The organism is Pseudoalteromonas phenolica, assembly GCF_005876835.1.
Taxonomy (GTDB): domain Bacteria; phylum Pseudomonadota; class Gammaproteobacteria; order Enterobacterales; family Alteromonadaceae; genus Pseudoalteromonas; species Pseudoalteromonas phenolica_B.
Map to the genome: position 1 here is coordinate 1 of NZ_PPSW01000034.1, position 18,248 is coordinate 18,248.

12 protein-coding genes and 1 pseudogene are annotated in these 18,248 nt (G+C 40.5%); 4 read left to right on the top strand and 9 right to left on the bottom strand.

Annotation, left to right across the window (positions count from 1 at the left end; genetic code table 11):
* Positions 1-227 precede the first annotated feature (227 nt).
* Complete coding sequence (locus tag C1E24_RS18375) at positions 228-1,811, top strand: methyl-accepting chemotaxis protein (RefSeq protein WP_240722053.1); 1,584 nt, start codon at positions 228-230, stop codon at positions 1,809-1,811.
* A 58-nt stretch (positions 1,812-1,869) separates the two neighbouring features.
* Here C1E24_RS18375 and C1E24_RS18380 read toward each other — a convergent pair whose 3' ends face one another.
* Positions 1,870-2,607 (bottom strand): DUF4386 domain-containing protein, encoded by a 738-nt coding sequence (locus tag C1E24_RS18380; RefSeq protein ID WP_138484008.1) that lies wholly within the window; start codon positions 2,605-2,607, stop codon positions 1,870-1,872.
* Positions 2,604-3,035 carry a DUF6326 family protein gene (locus C1E24_RS18385; protein ID WP_206078142.1) on the bottom strand — a complete coding sequence of 144 codons (432 nt, stop codon included), beginning with the start codon at positions 3,033-3,035 and terminating at the stop codon, positions 2,604-2,606. The genes C1E24_RS18380 and C1E24_RS18385 overlap by 4 nt, the downstream gene beginning before the upstream one ends.
* Before the next feature lie 322 nt (positions 3,036-3,357).
* On the opposite strand from C1E24_RS18385, the gene C1E24_RS18390 reads away from it, so the two are divergent.
* On the top strand, positions 3,358-4,449 hold the full coding sequence (locus C1E24_RS18390) for a helix-turn-helix domain-containing protein (protein WP_240722054.1): 1,092 nt from the start codon (positions 3,358-3,360) through the stop codon (positions 4,447-4,449).
* A 21-nt stretch (positions 4,450-4,470) separates the two neighbouring features.
* Here the strand turns inward: C1E24_RS18390 and C1E24_RS18395 are convergent, their stop codons facing one another.
* A complete protein-coding gene (locus C1E24_RS18395; protein WP_138484011.1) occupies positions 4,471-5,685 on the bottom strand; it encodes an alpha/beta hydrolase-fold protein in 1,215 nt (404 codons plus the stop codon).
* Between the two features lie 221 nt (positions 5,686-5,906).
* On the opposite strand from C1E24_RS18395, the gene C1E24_RS18400 reads away from it, so the two are divergent.
* Positions 5,907-8,012, top strand: coding sequence for a winged helix-turn-helix domain-containing protein (locus C1E24_RS18400; protein ID WP_138484013.1), 2,106 nt, complete (start codon positions 5,907-5,909; stop codon positions 8,010-8,012).
* Between the two features lie 61 nt (positions 8,013-8,073).
* On the opposite strand, the pseudogene C1E24_RS18405 reads toward C1E24_RS18400, so the two are convergent.
* Positions 8,074-8,322, bottom strand: a pseudogene (locus C1E24_RS18405) (endonuclease III); the annotation flags it as partial.
* Positions 8,323-8,422: 100 nt separating this feature from the next.
* Here C1E24_RS18405 and C1E24_RS18410 point away from each other — a divergent pair.
* The gene (locus C1E24_RS18410) at positions 8,423-12,220 is read left to right on the top strand and encodes an SIR2 family protein (protein WP_138484015.1); all 3,798 of its coding nucleotides are present in this window, start codon (positions 8,423-8,425) and stop codon (positions 12,218-12,220) included.
* Between the two features lie 103 nt (positions 12,221-12,323).
* Here the strand turns inward: C1E24_RS18410 and nth are convergent, their stop codons facing one another.
* Genes nth through rsxC form a run of 5 tightly spaced genes read right to left on the bottom strand, consistent with a single transcriptional unit; the run spans position 12,324 to position 18,241 of the window.
* Complete coding sequence (gene nth / locus C1E24_RS18415) at positions 12,324-12,959, bottom strand: endonuclease III (protein WP_138484017.1); 636 nt, start codon at positions 12,957-12,959, stop codon at positions 12,324-12,326.
* Between the two features lie 14 nt (positions 12,960-12,973).
* Positions 12,974-13,672 carry an electron transport complex subunit E gene (locus C1E24_RS18420; RefSeq protein WP_058030776.1) on the bottom strand — a complete coding sequence of 233 codons (699 nt, stop codon included), beginning with the start codon at positions 13,670-13,672 and terminating at the stop codon, positions 12,974-12,976.
* Entirely contained in the window at positions 13,669-14,307 is a 639-nt protein-coding gene (rsxG, locus tag C1E24_RS18425) for an electron transport complex subunit RsxG (protein WP_138484019.1), read from the bottom strand. Before rsxG ends, C1E24_RS18420 begins: the two co-directional genes overlap by 4 nt.
* Positions 14,304-15,362, bottom strand: a complete 1,059-nt coding sequence (gene rsxD, locus C1E24_RS18430) for an electron transport complex subunit RsxD (protein ID WP_138484020.1) — start codon at positions 15,360-15,362, stop codon at positions 14,304-14,306. The genes rsxG and rsxD overlap by 4 nt, the downstream gene beginning before the upstream one ends.
* On the bottom strand, positions 15,359-18,241 hold the full coding sequence (rsxC, locus tag C1E24_RS18435; protein WP_138484022.1) for an electron transport complex subunit RsxC: 2,883 nt from the start codon (positions 18,239-18,241) through the stop codon (positions 15,359-15,361). Before rsxC ends, rsxD begins: the two co-directional genes overlap by 4 nt.
* Positions 18,242-18,248 lie beyond the last annotated feature (7 nt).

Consider the following 18,248-nt stretch of genomic DNA (forward strand, 5'->3'; position numbering starts at 1 on the left):
AATCCCCTAGGGGACGCCACTCTTCTCACTTTATTTATAAAAAACCCCTATTAAATCATCTCTTTTTTCTCTGAATTAAATTTTAATAAATTATCTATCTATTCTTAGATCGTCTATATTTTATTACTTCAGTACCCCAAATTGATCTTGATCAATTTTTTGCAGCGAAAAGGCTTTCGCGATTTTCTACGAAAAAACTATCATATCTTTTTTAATAAGTGTGAACGATGATGACTAAAGGAAGAAATCAAGTGACCAACAGAGAGTATGATTACCCCAATCATTACAATCTGTTATCTACAACCAATACCAAAGGCCAAATTAAATATGCGAATAAGCAGTTTTGCGAAGTCGCTGGATTTGAGCTGCACGAACTAGAAAATAAACCGCATAATATTGTTCGCCACCCGAGCATGCCAAAAGCTGCTTTTAAAAATCTTTGGGATTATATTAGTAGTGGGCAATCTTGGATGGGAATGGTTAAAAACCGCTGTAAAAATGGTGATCACTACTGGGTGAATGCCTTTGTTACACCAATAAAAGATACCTCAGGTAAAATCGTTGAGTATCAATCGGTGAGAACCAAACCAGATAGAGCTGTTGTTAATCGTGCTGAGAAAATTTATCAAAAGCTTAATTCTGGTAGTTCTGCAGAAAAACTCACAGCAGCATCTTGGTCATTACCCGCCCAAATGATGGCAATCATAGTTGCATTTTATTTACTGACCATGATGTTTACTTCATTACCTACGCCTTGGAACTATATTTTAGAGACAGTACTTTTAGTCGCTATTTTAGTTTTTACACATAGGCAATTAGCACCAATAAGAGCGCTTAGTGAAAAAGCGAAACAAGTTTATGATAATCCGTTAATGCAAAAGATTTATTTAGGTAAAGTAAACGATATTGCTGCAATTGAGCTGGCATTAATTGCAAGAGAGTCAGAGCTGAGAGCGGTGTTAGGTCGAGTCAAAGACGCCAGTGCAACGGTAACCGAACAAGCCAATGAGACGGTGAATGAATGCAATCACAGTGCTGAATTATTAAATAGTCAACAAGCACAGACAGATGCCCTTGCAACTGCAATCAATGAAATGACCGCGACAATCTCAGAAGTTGCAAGCAATACTAACAATGCTGCAGAGCGCTCTGAAGCTGCTTTAGAGTCAGTAAAAATAGGCAACGAAGCGGTTAATGAAAATATGCAAAATAACTATGCGTTGGCTGAGGAGTTGTCACAAACGCAAACTGATATTGAAGAATTAAATGCGCAAACTGTAAATATAGGCAGTGTAGTGGATGTGATCAGAGGTATTTCAGAGCAAACCAATCTATTGGCACTTAATGCCGCGATCGAAGCTGCTCGTGCTGGCGAGCAAGGAAGAGGGTTTGCAGTGGTAGCTGACGAAGTAAGAGCGCTTGCTCAACGTACTCAAGAATCTACCAAAGAAATCGATACTATTATTGCAAACTTAAGAGGACGTGCAGAGCAAGCTGTACAAGCTATCCAAAATGGCGTGAATAAATCGACTGAATGCGTTTCTCAAGCTGAAGGTACGCAAGCAAGCTTAGAAAGTATTAATGCCATCGTGAATGATATTTCTGGCTTAAGCTATCAAATAGCTACGGCCACCGAGCAGATGTCAGGCGTATCAAATGAGCTTAATAACAACGCCGTACATATCTCGCAATTAGCCAATGATTCGATGCAGAGTTCGGATAAAACCATCTCTACTATGTCTAAGACCCAAGAATCTCTCAATGCACAATCTGCGTTGGTTGATCAGTTTATCAATAAATTTATACGATAACTCACCTTAATGAAGAGGCTGAGCCAGCTTTAATCAGCCTCTCTTTGTATTCCTCTATTTATGCCTCTGCAGAAATTGACGACTCACTTTTGGCAGGTAGCTCAGGTTTATAGGCTGAAAAGTCTAACCCCTTTACAAGTAGCCAACAACCAACACCTAGCTCAAATAATGCACCTGGAAACATCACAAACATTGCCTCTCTTGGCAAGTTGGCAATCAATAGCTTGGCAACAGGGTAAATGATTAAACTGCTGTAAGTGATCATGCCCCACACTGACCAAGCTTTGGGGATGTAACTGGTTTTAAAAAATAGATAGAAGGTTATGATCCCGGCCACGCCCATAAATATCCAACTATATTCACTCGCAGGTTGTCTAAAGCTTGAAGCAATGACGATGATATGACGTATTTGTTCGGCGTCAAATACATTCAGTAAATAAGCTTTATTAGACAGAGCCAACATAGACATACTCACTGTGACGACAAAACTACCTATGATGATTTCAACTAACCGGAAACAAAGTGCAGTTTGCATAAGTGATTTATTGATGGGCTTTAAAGCAAGGTAAAAACCCATAGAGGCGGTTGTTACAGCTGCAAACATCACTATTTCTGAGAATATACCCCAGCGAAATTGTTGCTCGTTGGCAAAAACGCCATGGCTTAAGAATTGTTCACTAGAGGCGAGGGTCGAGCTTAAAATAAAGTTATCCAAAATACCGGCAAGGGTAAAAACAATGTACGAAAGGCCTGCTACTCGGGCGTAAAATTGCTGATTTTTATATTGTGTATTCATTCTGCGTTCCTTTTTAAAGAGGCAAGTTCGTTTTTCTTCCAAGTTGCAGCGAGATAGATAATGAAAATCCCAGCACAGATCTCAAAGAAACTAAAAAATAGGTAATGAAGACTGCCACCCATGGTGACGGTAAAAGCTTGTATTGATGTTGTAATTATTCCGGCAAGAAGGTTGGCGTATTTATTTAACGTAAAAGCCAGCATCCTTGATAGTAGAATCATGATCATGGGAATTTGCATAATGAAGGCAAATATCAATAAGAACTCTTCTGTTATGCTTATACTGCCAACCTGCCCAGCTAAAAAAGCTTCCAAGTAAGGTGCAAGATGTAGAGTGAAAACATCACAGTAAATGTAATTGACGGTGATAAATATCCATAACAAGGATAATAAATGCTGTCTTTTATCATGCCATTCAAAGATTTTCATAGGTCGCTCTAATTAGTTATTTTTGATGCGAATAAGATTGCCGAAAAAGTAAAAGTTGTGCGTCTTGATGGGCCTATTTGAACGAAATAATAGAAATTAATGCATTCTTTTTGAGTGAGAAATAGTTTGATAACGGGTTATTTTTACTTAAAAAGATATAAAAATTTCGAGATATAAAATAAAATTAGCAATAGTATCAGGTGGATAGGTGTTGGACTGTAGAAAGAGTTAGATATATAGTTAGAACGCTTATTTTAATAATTTATTGAATACGTGAATGGTTAATGTATTTCCGACAGTTTTGTACTCTTGCATGATAGGGATGGCTTTTATTGCCCTGTTAGATTTGTTCAATCGTGGCAAAGAAAGGCAAAATTTATTTTTAAAAGGCTTACTTCTACTCCTTGTTATCCACTTAGCCGGTGAGCTGTTTATTTATTCGGGTGCCTATGTGTACGCCCCTGAATTAGCAGGGTTACAGTTTCCCTTTAGAATCTTAATGGGCCCAGCGCTGTTCTTTTACGCTCATGCGACGATGTCTGCTGATAAGAAAATAGATAAAAAGTATTGGCTGATGGCTTTATCGGGCCCTGTACTGGTAGTCATCGTTATGCTGCCATTCTTATTCATGATTACGCCTGCTGAGAAGCTCGCTTTGGCAAACCCAGCCACACGGGACCCTGAGTTATGGCGAATTTCAATATTAACCTGCTCAATCGTGACGACTCTGTTTATCATTTATACCGCTTACTTTTTATTGCTGGCGTTTCAACTTCATAGAGCACATAACCAGCAACTTATGGAACGTTTTTCTGATATTGAGCAGCGCTCTGTAGATTGGTTTAAACCTATATTGGTGATTTGGGGAGCTGTATGGTGCATGTTTGCGATAGAATTTACGCTTAATGCTTTAGGTTGGCGTTGGTTTGGTACAGGAAAATTGCTGCCTACTTTAGAGGTCATTGCTTTAGCTGTGTTTATACAAAAAGCATTAAGTCAAAAAGTACTCAGTCATGTCGACAAAGGCGTACCTAGAGCACAAGGCACACGGACGGCTTTATTGAGTGATGAAAAAATGCAAAATATTACGCAAAAGCTCAGGCATGCTATGCAAAGTGAACAGCTGTTTTTAGATGAGTCACTTTCTTTAAAACGTTTATCAGAAGAAATAAGCGAGTCTGAAAATCATATATCAGAAACTCTATCTCAGCACTTAAATACAAATTTCTTTCAGTTTGTGAACAGTTTCAGGGTTGAAGCTGCAAAAACGGCGCTAATCGAAACCACAAAGCAAGTCACAATTATAGCCTTTGAAGTTGGTTTTAATTCTAAATCGACATTCAATACAGCATTTAAAAAAATAGTTGGCCAAAGCCCCTCAGTATATCGTAAATCACTCTTAGAAAATAATTAGAGGGAGCAAGCTCCCTCTAATCTACAAAGCGCATTTTGTTTTGCCGTTTTCTACATACATTTTTGCTGTTTCGCACGTTTGCTCTGGCAGCTTTGCCATAATATAGGCTCTGAAAGTCTTAATTTTGTTGTTCTCTACATTTTCTTTCAAGCTTATTTTGAGCGCCTTGTCTAAGGTCTGTATAGCTAGAGTGTTTTCTCCCTTACCTTCATACAAATAGGCGAGTCTGAAATAAGCATCAGTGCGAGTAGGGTAAGTACTTATAAGTTGTGTGTATATTTCAATGGCATCGGTGTAGCGTTTGTCTGTAATGGCCTTTTCGGCAGCGTATCTGTAAGCAAGATAATCAGGTTTTAAATTGACCCCATATTGCTTAGAAAGTTGAGCATAGCAAGCATCAATTCCTGTTAATCCTTTCGCAGCAAAATCCGGTGAGCATTTAAATTGTTCAAACAACTCAACATAGGCTCTGTTCTGTCCCACCATTGCTGATGTACTGTGATTTTCTTCTTTTATAAACTCTAAATCATAATCAAAGCCTAGACGTGTTTGATTACCTAGTAATTCACGATATTGCTCAAAAGAGTTCAACATATGGCCTGTCTCATCAGCGAGGTTTAAATATAAATAGTTATTTAGGTTTTTCTTTTGTTTATAAAAAGTGTGAGCTTGTTTTAACACTTTCCCTTTGTGCCACCAAAGGCTCGGACTAAAAGCAAAATGCGCTTGGAATAACTGAGGTCGGGTTTGTAATGCATAAATTGATAGCAGTCCACCGAGCGAGTGGCCTGATAACACCTTAAAGCCATTGCTACGGTAGCGTTTATTGATATGAGGAATAAGCTCTTTTTCTATAAAGTCCAAGAAGTTATCAGCCCCACCAGATACACCCCACTGGCTATAACTTTCATCGTAAGTTGGCGTGAAATCGCGTGTTCTATGCGTATTCTTAATGGCGACGATGATCATTTCTTTAGCATGATCAGACTGAGTCAGTAGATCTAAAGTACCAGCGGCATGTTTAAAGTTTCTTAGCCCATCCGTCAAATATAAAACTGGGTAAGTTTGCGACTTATTTAGGTGATAAGCATTGGGTAAGTGAATTAATAGCCCGCGTTGCTCAGATAAAATAGAGGAATAGAGCCCATCTTCTATCGTGGTGCCCCGTTCGGATGCATAAGCACTTAAATTAAATATAAAACATAGAGTAAATATAAAGACGATAACTTTCTTCATTTTAATTCCTTTAGCTGTACTAATTAACTGGTATTTAAGTTGCTCGGAAAAACATCGAAAGTAATGAAATTTGCAGGAAAAAAAGGGATGAAAAGAGGATTAATCGTTGCAAGGCAATCAGTTTTTGCTCGATGATTGTTATGAAGTTTGTTTTTTGTACCTGTTAGATACTGTGATAAAGTGCTGAAATATTAATTTTTATCTATTTATTACAATTGTTTATGCTTAAGTTTGGCGATTTTATTTTTGACAGTCAGCAGCAACGTTTGCTCACAACACAAAACACGCAAGTAGAAATCGAGCCCAAACTCATTGCGCTTTTAGAGTTTTTTCTCACCCATCCAGAACAGTTAATTTCAAGACAAACGCTGCTCGAAACGGTATGGGCTAATACCTTAGTGACAGATAATGCGATTAATAAGTTAGTTGGTAATCTGCGTAAAGCCCTTAATGACGACCCAAAACAGCCAAAATATATACAAACAGTGCCAAAGCGAGGCTACCGATTTATTTGCACTATTTCTGAGTATAAACCTTCACCGGTTAATGAAGAATCAAGGGTTAATGATAGGCAAGATAATGAAGCGGCTAACTTTAATCTGTATCGTCAGCTCCAAGTTATCTTTCTGGGTTTGTTTTTACTTACTGCTGTTTGGTTTGTGTTTAAGCAAAGTGACAATGACAAGCTTGCTTATTCAGTGGCATTAACGAGAGAGCAGGGAATAGAATTTTCTCCACGTATGCACCCTGATCAAAACCACTTGTTTTATTTAAGAGCACGTAATGTGTCTGATGATGTTGAGCTATGGGTTAAAAATATACATACCGCGTCTGTAAATCGAGTATCTCTGCCTCATCCTATCAGCGAAATCATTGCTGTTACTGAGCAAGATACGCGTAGTGACTTAATTTATTTAGACAAAGGTCAGGGGCGGTGTGATGTTTATAAAGCCCGCTTGAATTATCAGCAAGGTGAGGGTTTTAGTGTCGCTGATGAAACGATGTTATTTAACTGCCATGATAAAAGAGTCAAAGACATCGCTTATCACGCTCAGAAAAACGTAATTTATTATACTGCTCAGCCTGAAAACTTCTGGCCTAACCATATATATGCTTATGACCTTAATAAAAACGAACATGTTCTACTGAATCAACCTGCACCAAAAGGGTGGGGATATCACCACTTAGATGTGTCACCAGATGGCGAGAAACTATTGGTTATGAGCACTGGGAGTGACCATAAAACTCAGCTTTTGTCATTCAACTTGCTAAATCACCAAGTCACAGCTGGCAAGCAATTTGATAGGCCTGTTTATGAAGCAATTTGGGCACATGACTCCGAGCAAATCTTTTATTATTCTTCTTCGTCTATGCAGACGATTATGCAAAGTGACTTTGATGGTGACAACAGTCGAGTTGTGGTTAATGTTTCAGAGCGGCTTTCTAAGCGATTAAACCGCATAGCCGATGGGCATTCTCTACTGTTTAGCACAGAGCAAGATGACTATAATTTGAGGTTACTATCAGATAATACAACACGTTCGCTGCATAATTCGGCTGTGTTTGATTCATACCCGGCCTTGTTTCATCAAAGTGATGATTACTTATTTACTTCAAATCGCAGTGGTGAAATGCAGATCTACTTTGCAGACAGTCATCGAGCACAATCAAAGATATTAACTCAGTTTAGGTCATCTTATGCCCTAAGTAATATGGCGATTTCACCCGATGATAAACACGTTTTACTCGTCATCGACAACGATGTCTTCGCGCTCCCACTCCATAGGCTGAAGTCTCAACAACCGCTCGATGTTCTTTCGGAAGAAACAGCTATTTTTACCAGTGATGTACCTGTGATCGCCGTAGATTGGCTTTCAAATAATATGGTTGCAATTACGGCGGTTAAACATGCCAAACCTAATCTGCATATTCGCAATCTAGCAGGAGAGCGTATCTCTTTACCGCAAGGGGAGTGGGCTTATGGGTTATCTGATAATTCGCAAAAGGGAAATGTTTACCTCATTGAGAGAGGGAGTCACCGCTTGTATCAAGTGAGCTTAAATACCGCTAGTGATGGCCATCAAATTGAGCCGACCCCTTTGACTTTACCTAATGAGTTCTACTGGGCCAAAATAGATAACCAACACCTTTATTATATGAATGCAGAAGGTGAGAGTGAATACTTACATAAAGTGTCTATTAATAGTGAGAAAAGTTTAACAAAAATGAAGGTTAATGCCTTTTCAAGTTATGACGTGAAGCAAGGTAAGGTAATGATAAGTGATAAGGTAAGTCGCTCAGGGGATATACATAGAACTTATCATTAAAAGTCGTGTGCGCCTTTATAACATTTTCTTGAGTAGAGCCAAACTCCATGGCTCTACTCATCTAATCTGTTTTTTCTTTAAACTCACACAAATCTTCAATAATACATGAGCCGCACTTTGGTTTACGGGCAACACAGACATAACGGCCGTGTAAAATCAGCCAGTGATGTACGTCGACTTTAAACTCTTTTGGTACCACTTTTTCAAGCTTTTCTTCAACGGCAACCACGTCTTTGCCCATGGCAAACTTGGTGCGATTTGAAACGCGATATATATGGGTGTCGACAGCAATGGTTGGCCAGCCGAAAGATAAGCAAGGTAGTTGTCAGGTTGATAGTATTATAAAACTTGAATTTCTTTGCTTTTCAGTGGCATAGTGCCTAACGCAATAAGATAATATGGATTTTTTCATGGCAGAACTTTTAATTCCCCAATCCTTAAAAGAAGACTTAGCTAGCAATGACGTTATTCCTTTAATTGGTGCTGGTGTTTCTATGTCCATCAATAAGAATAATGGAGATAGGGTCTTTCCATCATGGCCTGAGCTACTCAAAAGGGCTGCTGATAAGTTAAAAGAAGAAAATCTAGATGCGTATTCTAAAATGGTCGATTTGCAAGTCGAAACTGGTATGTATCAAGACGCGGCTAAAGTTGCTCAAAAACAGTTATCCGACCGTCGTTGGGTGGAATTTCTAAATTCTCAGTTTGATGTTGATTTCAAACAATTAGATGATAGTTGCAAAGCTTTACCTAAGGCCATTTGGCAATTAAGTAACAGAGTTGTTACTTTAAACTACGATAAAGTTCTAGAATGGGCTCATGAAGAGCCTGCCAATTTATGTGTTTTTGATAATGCTAACCATGGCCAGTTAGCTGGGTTTACCAGAGTGAATAGCAAAGAAATGCTTTGGCATTTGCATGGTAAAATCGAAAATCCTAAGCATATGGTTCTTACTCCAGAATCATATAAACGGTTATACCAAGAAGATGCTGAAGAACACTATCTGGCTGCGCTTACCAAGTTCAAAGAGCTGTTAAGCAACAAGATTATTCTTTTTATTGGTTGTTCACTTGATGATGCGGAGTTGCTAGCTGAAATTGCAAAACAAAATGAATTGTTTGATGGAAATACTGGTCCACATTATGCGCTGGTAAAAGAAAGTGATAAGCATGCAATTGATGCTAAATTGACAGGTATCCCAGTTGATACAATTACTTTTAGTGACTTTGGCCAACCGTTAATAGACGCTGTGCATCAATTGGTTGAATGCAAAAATCAACAAGAGCAGCAACCAGAAGAAGCAATTCAACCACTTAACGAAGAACCAAATAAGCACGATAAAATTGGTCTATTTACAGCATCACCTTTAGATAAACCAATAGATGATTCGGATATCATCGCAAAACTTAAAAAGTTTAAATATCCTATTTCGCAACAAGCTTTTAATGAAAGTAACTTAATGGAGGCTGATGATTATTCTATTTTATTTTTATTAGCCAAAACAACGAGTAGTGGGTTGTTGATTGAAAACGACAACGCTTGTAGTGATTACTTAGCAATTGATGAACTAGAAAGTAGCTTACCAATTAATACTAAATTAACAGTGTTGATCACAGATAAGCTATTGAATGAGCAGGAACTAGGTCAAGTTAAGTTTCCATTACTGGTTTTACCTCTGCTAAACCAACAAGGCAAAGCTCTTAAACCTCTTGATAAATTAGCGCATCAGCTATTTAAAAAGCCGGATGTTAAACACTTCATTGATAAAAGTGATGTTCAATCTGTGCAAATTAGCGGTGAGTTATTAGAATCTCTGAAACCAGAAAACCGACAGTATTGGCATAAGTATCAACCATTATTGCCTAGAGATATTAATGCAAGTGAATTGCAAGGTTTTACTGGGCGTTTATCTGATTTAGCGGATATCAGCCAAAAGCTTGCTAAAGCAGCCAGCAAGCAAAGGTTATTAACAATTAAAGGCAGTGGTGGCTTAGGCAAAACCACGATAGCTAAAAAAGTGGCATTGGAATTAGCGAATCGCGGGCATTTTGCTGCAGGTGTTAATTTTATTGATTGTGAACATATCTCAAGTAGTAATCAGCTTGAAATACACATCGGCAGTGCCTTTAACTTACGTGCTGCTGATGATTTATTTGACCACTTAGCAAAACATCATGATCAGCGAGAGCGTTTACTGATTTTTGATAACTTAGAAAGTTTATTGTATTTAAAGCCATCGGATAAAAGCCAAAACAAGCAAGAGGTAGAACAAGTTAGGTTTTTGTTATCACAAACACTAATGTACGCAAATGTGTTGGTGACCACAAGAGAAAGCATTAATACAGAGTGGGAAGATGTGTTGCCATTTAGGCAAATGGAATCTGAAGAAGCATTAGCATTATTTAATCGCCTAACTAAAAACGGTTATCGCAGTGATAAAGATCAAGAGTTTGCGCGCAGAAAAATTCTAGAACCACTACTAAATAATAACCCGTTAGCCATTAAGTTAATTTGTGATGGTATGCCTGCGGGTAAAAGCTTAAAAGAGTTAAAGCAAGAGTTAGAAGAAGACTTTTTTGATAAGGTTAAAGAAGAAGACCTAACTTTAATGTTTGACGATGAAGTTGATTTGAATATTAATCGTCAAGAGTCTCTTTATGTTTCTATTCTTTATTCTTACGGTTCATTGGAGGAACATCAGAAACGTACATTGGAATCTTTCTCGTTATTTCCAGATGGAATAGACCTCGATACTTTTAAACGTTTAATAACAGAAAGTAAGAGTAAGGATAGAAACGAGGAGGCAAATAAATTAAAAAAGCCGATTAGTGATAAGGATATAGCTGTACTTACAAATAAATCATTAGTCGAAGCTTACGGGGAGTTTTATTCATTACAATCGGTTATTCAACGTTTTGCTCGTTTTCGATTTGAACAACATACGAGCGAAAACGACAAGCATGAATTGTTCAGACAAGCTTTTAAATACAATCAGCAGCTTATGGAGTTTATTTACCAACTTCGTGATACTAATAAAAAGTCGAATCTTATTTTCTCATCTCTTTTTAATAATTTGATAGCCGCGCTCACTTATGGCACTAAGAGCAATGTAATCAGAAGTGAAGATGAAGTAGAAGATTACTTTGAGATGGTTAAAAAAATTAGTCTATTTTCAAGTAATTTAAATCTAGGCTCTGAATTTTTAGCTGCCCGCGAAGTAATTAATATTGAAGGGCTTATAACAAAAAGCAATGAATTTCAGGTAAGGCAGGTATGGAAGCTCATTAAGCTATACGCGCGCTATTATAATGGCGAGTTTGATGCTGTTTATGAGCAATTCAAATCTTTAATTACAATTGAGTCTTTATCGGCTCTTTCAGGAAAGTATGAAAGAGGTCGAGTGCTTGAAAGAATTGTTTACAATATCGCAGCACACCTATATGAGATGGAAGGTTATGCACTTGATTGGATTGTTCATAACATAAAATTGAATACATATCAGTACGTCGTTTTGGGTCACCCGAATGTTCAAGTTGCAATGAATGTTGAACCCTTAATGGACCTTGTTAAAACTGACTTGAGTTACTACGAGGCACAAGATTATTTATATGGTGCAATCAATTTAAATCAACTAAATCATTCCATAGATGAATTACATGAAAACGAGCATAGAAATAGGGTACAGTTAACTTATCTTAAATCTCGTGAGACCTATGTGAGCTATGAAGCTATAAATAAGTTGGTTAGCGTTAACCCTTATACGAGAGGTTTAAAAAAGTTGATGTATGCTTTTTCATGCGAGCATGAGCATTCATCTGAGCTAGAACATAATGAACTCAATGAGAAAATAATTCAGTATTACCAATCAGCATTACCAGACTTAAGTCATATTAAGTTTTATTATGTGCAAGCTCTTTATTTTTATGCCCGATTTTTACAAAAAGCTGATAGTTTAGATTTCGAAACTATTTATGAACAAGGGTTAGAGTTAACCGAAAGACATCATTATCGATATTGGCAACATAGATTTTTATTGTTAAAACTACCCAATTTGGGGCGTTATAAACCAGAAGATTACCCACTATCGGGAAACCCTGATATTTCGTCATTAGTTGAAAAGCAAGCTAAGTGGATAAGGCGAACTTATGGCACAAGCTTAAATCCATTCAATCAGGGCAACACTGAGTTAAAAGCGCTGCCAAGTTAAATTTTTCAATAGTACTTTTTAGATGGGGGAGTTTTATAACTCTCCCTGATAAGTTTGAAATAAGCAGTAAAGTAAGCTCAAATTAGATATTAATTTGTGTGACTTACATTTCTGTCTTCTCTTTAAACTCACATAAGTCTTCAATAATACACGAACCACATTTCGGTTTACGGGCAACACAGACATAACGGCCGTGTAAAATCAGCCAGTGATGTACGTCGACTTTAAACTCTTTCGGTACGACTTTTTCAAGCTTTTCTTCAACGGCAACCACGTCTTTACCCATGGCAAACTTGGTGCGATTTGAAACGCGATAAATATGGGTGTCGACAGCAATGGTTGGCCAGCCAAACGCGCAGTTTAAAACTACATTTGCAGTTTTGCGACCCACACCTGGTAGGGCTTCTAATGCTTCACGGTTTTCAGGTACTTCACCACCGTGTTTATCTATGAGGATCTGACACATCTTATAGACATTATTGGCTTTAGAGTTATATAAACCAATGGTTTTTATGTGATCTCTAAGTGATTCTAAGCCAATATCCAAAATACCTTGTGGGGTGTTTGCTTTTGGAAATAGTTTTGCCGTCGCTTTATTTACACTCACATCGGTGGCTTGTGCTGACAAGGTGACGGCAACAAGCAACTCAAATGGGGTGGTGAAATCCAATTCCGTTTCTGGATTTGGATTGTCATCACGTAAACGGGTTAAGATCTCGAGTCTTTTGGTTTTGTTCATTGTTCGTAACCCGTTTAAGTTAAGCTAGTAACACGTGCTCTCGGCGCTTTTTCGGCTTCTTGCGTAGGCTGTGCTTTCGCTTTAATTTGCGCATCAATCACATTTTTAGCGGCAATTAATAAACCCAAACCTAAGAAAGCACCCGGAGGTAAAATAGCCACTAAGAATTGGTTATCAAATTGAAAAACTTCAATACGCAGAACTGTCGCCCAATCGCCTAATAGTAAGTTTGCACCATCAAACAAGGTACCTTGGCCAATTAACTCTCGCATTGCACCTAATAGCACCAGCACCACCATAAACCCTAGGCCCATCATAATGCCATCGAATGCAGATAATAGCGGGGTATTTTTAGAAGCGTAGGCTTCAGCACGACCAATAATGGCACAGTTGGTTACGATTAATGGAATGAAGATCCCCAGTGCTTGATATAAACCGAAGGTATAAGCGTTCATTAATAGCTGCACTATGGTTACAAACGCGGCAATTATCATGACAAATACAGGAATGCGAATGTCTTTTGGTACAAAATTACGTACCAATGACACAGTGACATTCGAGCCAACCAGTACCAGTAGGGTTGCGATCCCCAAGCCCATAGCATTGGTAATGGTGCTAGTTACAGCAAGTAGTGGGCATAAACCAAGTAGCTGAACAATAGCTGGGTTGTTGGCCCACATGCCGTCTTTTATGAGGGTTTTATATTCGCTCATTGTGTTTCTCCTGCGCACAGGTTGTCTTTGGCAAATAAAGCATCAAAGTGCGTTGTTGCGTACCAAGCGGCTTCTCCCACTGAGCCAGTCACTGCTCTAGGCGTGATGGTCGCGCCAGTAAATTGGTCAAACTCGCCGCCATCTTTTTTAACTGCGAAACGGCCATCATTTGCACTATTGATTTGCATGCCATTAAATGTGGTGATCCAATCAGATCTAGAAAGCTCTACCTTATCACCCAGGCCGGGTGTTTCTTCATGACGGGTAACACGTACACCGGTGATTTCGCCACGCTTTGTAACTGCAGTTAAGATATCGATATTACCGCTATAACCTTTTGGAGTGATGTGACGAACAAGCAAAGCCGCGGGCTCACCGTTTAATCTGGCACGATAGATAATGTGCGGGCCAGTAGGGCCAAGCTCTGGCGCGTCACTTTCTACGCAGTCAAGATAGAGTTGGTTGTCGTAACGCTCACTTGGAATAACTTGGGACAGCAAAGACATCAGTTGTGCTTTTTCTTGCTCTGCGATCCGTGTTTCAGTCAGGCTCTGAACCACAGCTACACTGCCCGTGGTTGCCAATGCAAAAGCACACAATATTGCGCCATTTTTATACATAGACTTGGCTATCATTGTGCACCTCCATGACCAAATGTGCGCGGGCGACTGTAGTGATCAATCAATGGTACTGCCATATTCATGAGTAACACAGAGAAGGCCACAGCATCTGGATAGCCACCGTAGGTACGGATGATATAAACCAATACGCCAATGGCTGCACCAAAAATTAATCGGCCTCTATCTGTGGTACAAGCAGAAACCGGATCGGTGGCAATGAAGAATGCCCCTAACATAGTTGCACCACTGAGTAGGTGAAAAACAAGGCCTGCGTGGCTACCTGGGGCAATGATATAACCCACTGCACTACAAAATGCCAATGCAAAAATGAAGGCGACTGGGATATGCCAGTTAATAATGCCGCGCCAAAGTAAGAAAATACCACCGGCCAGATAAGCTAGGTTAACCCACATCCAGCCTTTACCAGCGTAATCGGCAAACACAGCACTTTGCATCGCTTCTGTGACTGTATAGTCCTGAGAAACAGCTGTTTTGACTGTATCGAGTGGTGTTGCCATAGTAATACCATCAACACCCGCTCTGACTTGCTCTAGGGTTAAACCTGACGTTGTGGTTTGCGTGAAGATTAAAGCAAGTTGATCGATAAAACTTACAGGTGTCACTAACAGTTCAGACACTGGCGACCAAGCTGTCATTTGCACCGGGAATGAAATAAGCAGTAAGACATAACCTGCCATAGCCGGGTTGAATAAATTAAAGCCTAAACCACCATAAAGCTGTTTCACGATCACAATGGCAAACAGGCAGCCGATGACGATGACCCACCAAGGTGCGAGAGGCGGGATACTGATTGCCAGCAGCACACCAGTTAGCCAAGCAGAGCCATCACTTAATGATGGCCAAATTGCTTTATTACGGAACTTCATGATAGCTGCTTCAAAAGCACTGACAGAAATGAGTGCGATGAGTATTTGAATTAAAACAGCTGAGCCAAAAAAGTAGCACTGAGCGATGAGCCCGGGTACACACGCAGCGATCACTGTCATCATTAATTTATTCAGTGCTTTATGGCTATGATTGTGGGGCGATGAAGCCATGGTTAATTTCATGACGGTTCATTTCCTTCTTCTGATTCTTGCTTTAATTGTGCTTCTTTAGCTGCTTTCTTTGCTTTTGCTCGGGCAATGGCGGCTGCAACAGCTGCCTTACGCGGATCTTCTTTGGCTTGCTCAATTTGAATATCAGCTTCGGCATTGTCTTCGCTAGCCGCAAGCTCAGCCTCTTTAGCTGCTTTTTTTGCTTTTGCTCGGGCAATGGCGGCTGCAACGGCTGCCTTACGCGGATCTTCTGGCTCGCTGCTTTGTTTGGCTTGCTCAGTTTGAATATCAGCTTCGGCATTGTCTTCGCTAGCCGCAAGCTCTGCCTCTTTGGCTGCTTTTTTCGCTTTAGCACGTGCAATAGCAGCTGCAACAGCCGCTTTACGTGGATCTTCTGGCTCGCTGCTTTGTTGTGCTATCTCAGTTTGAATATCAGCTTCGGCATTGTCTTCGCTAGCCGCAAGCTCTGCCTCTTTGGCTGCTTTTTTCGCCTTAGCACGGGCGATGGCGGCGGCAACCGCGGCTTTACGAGGATCTTCCGGTTCGCTATCAGCTACAGTCTCATCGCTTTGCTCAGCTTCTTTCGCTGCTTTTTTCGCTTTTGCTCTAGCGATGGCGGCTGCAACAGCAGCTTTGCGCGGATCTTCCGGCTCGCTATCAGCTACAGCTTCATCGCTTTGCTCAGCTTCTTTCGCTGCTTTTTTCGCTTTTGCACGGGCGATAGCAGCTGCAACAGCAGCTTTGCGCGGATCTTCCGGCTCGCTATCAGCTACAGCTTCATCGCTTTGCTCAGCTTCTTTCGCTGCTTTTTTCGCTTTTGCACGGGCGATAGCAGCTGCAACAGCAGCTTTGCGAGGATCTTCCGGCTCGCTATCAGATACTGAGCTATCGCTTTGCTCAGTCTCTTTAGCTGCTTTCTTTGCTTTTGCACGGGTAATGGCGGCAGCAACAGCTGCTTTACGCGGATCTTCTATGCTTTCAGTTTCAGTTGGCGCTTCATCTTGATCAGCATTTTGTGCCGCTTTCTTTGCTTTTGCACGAGCGATGGCGGCGGCAACCGCGGCTTTACGCGGATCGGTCGATGCATCCGTCTGAGTTGCTTGTTTTTCTGTATTTACATCATCTGTATCAGATTGCTGCGCGGCCTTTTTCGCTTTCGCACGTGCAATGGCAGCGGCAACAGCAGCCTTATTATCTTTAGGCTTATCGGCACTGTCATCTGTGGCTTTCTCAGCCTTGTATTGGCGAGCTTGCTCTTTACGCTTAGCGCGCTCTAATGCAACAGCACTATTATCTGGCTCGAGTGAACCATCAGCTGCTTTTTTCGCTTTAGCGCGGGCAATTGCAGCTTCAACTGCTGACTTTTCTGGTGTCTTCTTGTTCTTAACACGCTCAAGTGCTTCAGCCACTTTTTCTTTACTTTGTGTAGATTGAGTAGAACGGCTAGCTGAACGTTTATGACGGTTTTGACGTTCTTCTTGTTCTCGCTCTAAACGTTCTTTACGGGCTTCGAAACGCTCTTTTGCTCGCTCAGCTTTGATTTGCTCTAGTTTTTGTTCTCGGATCTCAGCTTTAGCAACGCGGTAATATTGCACCAGTGGAATTTCACTCGGGCACACGTACGAACACGCACCACATTCAATACAATCAAACAGGTTGTATTCTTCAAGCTTTTGGTACTCTTTGCCCTTAGCAAACCATTGTAATTGTTGTGGTAGCAAAGTTTGCGGGCAAGCATCGGCACACGCACTACAGCGAATACAAGCTTTTTCATCGTTTGGCTCGGCCAGCTCTTGGTTGTCAGGTGCCAAAATACAGTTTGTGGTTTTGACCACAGGAATACGCACTGTTGGCAGGGTGAAGCCCATCATTGGCCCACCCATGATGACACGCTGTGCAGTAACGGGTTCAAACTTTTGGCTATCGAGTAGGTGCTTAATCTCAGTGCCCATCAGTGCCCAAACATTTTGTGATTGTTTGATGGTGTTACCGGTTACAGTAACAACACGCTCAATGAGCGGTTTGCCACGAAGCACAGCGTCGCTTATCGCAAATAAAGTACCGACGTTTTGCACTAATACGCCAATATCTGCAGGAATGCCCGCACTGGGCACTTCGCGAGAAGTCAGTACTTTGATCAGTTGTTTTTCACCGCCAGAAGGGTATTTGGTTGGCACTGAGCGAACGAAGATTTTATCGTTATGTGCTGAGGCTTTCTGCATCGCAGCAATGGCCTCAGGTTTATTATCTTCAATACCAACTAAAACATATTTTGGAGCAAGTAGGTGTTGCATGATCTCGATGCCTTGCACGATTTGCTCGGCATGTTCACGCATTAACATGTCATCGGCAGTGATATAAGGTTCACATTCAACGCCATTGACAACAAAAAAGTCAATCTCTGCTTGGCTGCTGGCTTTCACATAGGTTGGGAAGCCTGCACCACCCATACCAGCAATGCCTGCATCATGAATTTTATCGACCAGTTGCTGTTTTGAAATATCTTTGTATTGAGCAAGAGGTTCGAGCGCACACCAAGTGTCTTGACCATCAGGTTCAAGCACGATGCTCGGCTCTGGTAAAGCTGACGGGTGTGCCGATGGTCTATGTTCAATGGCGGTGATGACGCCTGAAGTCGCGGCATGGATAGGTAAAGACCAATTTCCAGCGGGTTTTGTCAGTGCTTGACCTTTTAAAACATGATCGCCCACATGGACAAGCAGTTGACCATTGGCACCAATATGCTGTTTTAATGGAATAACCAATTTATCAGGTAAAGGAAGTTGGCGAATAGGAGCTTGGTTCGACAATGTTTTTTGTTCTGGTGGGTGAATACCGCCAGGAAATTGCCATAGCGTTCCACGTTCTATTTGTTCAAATAACGATTCCACGGCAACC

What these genes read in the sequence shown, in the direction of transcription:
- C1E24_RS18395 (WP_138484011.1), bottom strand. Translation starts at nt 5,685, where the DNA reads ATGAAGAAAGTTATCGTCTTTATATTTACTCTATGTTTTATATTTAAT.
- C1E24_RS18410 (WP_138484015.1), top strand. Translation starts at nt 8,423, where the DNA reads ATGGCAGAACTTTTAATTCCCCAATCCTTAAAAGAAGACTTAGCTAGC.
- C1E24_RS18420 (WP_058030776.1), bottom strand. Translation starts at nt 13,672, where the DNA reads ATGAGCGAATATAAAACCCTCATAAAAGACGGCATGTGGGCCAACAAC.
- C1E24_RS18380 (WP_138484008.1), bottom strand. Translation starts at nt 2,607, where the DNA reads ATGAATACACAATATAAAAATCAGCAATTTTACGCCCGAGTAGCAGGC.
- rsxG (WP_138484019.1), bottom strand. Translation starts at nt 14,307, where the DNA reads ATGATAGCCAAGTCTATGTATAAAAATGGCGCAATATTGTGTGCTTTT.
- nth (WP_138484017.1), bottom strand. Translation starts at nt 12,959, where the DNA reads ATGAACAAAACCAAAAGACTCGAGATCTTAACCCGTTTACGTGATGAC.
- C1E24_RS18400 (WP_138484013.1), top strand. Translation starts at nt 5,907, where the DNA reads ATGCTTAAGTTTGGCGATTTTATTTTTGACAGTCAGCAGCAACGTTTG.
- C1E24_RS18375 (WP_240722053.1), top strand. Translation starts at nt 228, where the DNA reads ATGATGACTAAAGGAAGAAATCAAGTGACCAACAGAGAGTATGATTAC.
- rsxD (WP_138484020.1), bottom strand. Translation starts at nt 15,362, where the DNA reads ATGAAATTAACCATGGCTTCATCGCCCCACAATCATAGCCATAAAGCA.
- C1E24_RS18390 (WP_240722054.1), top strand. Translation starts at nt 3,358, where the DNA reads ATGGCTTTTATTGCCCTGTTAGATTTGTTCAATCGTGGCAAAGAAAGG.
- C1E24_RS18385 (WP_206078142.1), bottom strand. Translation starts at nt 3,035, where the DNA reads ATGAAAATCTTTGAATGGCATGATAAAAGACAGCATTTATTATCCTTG.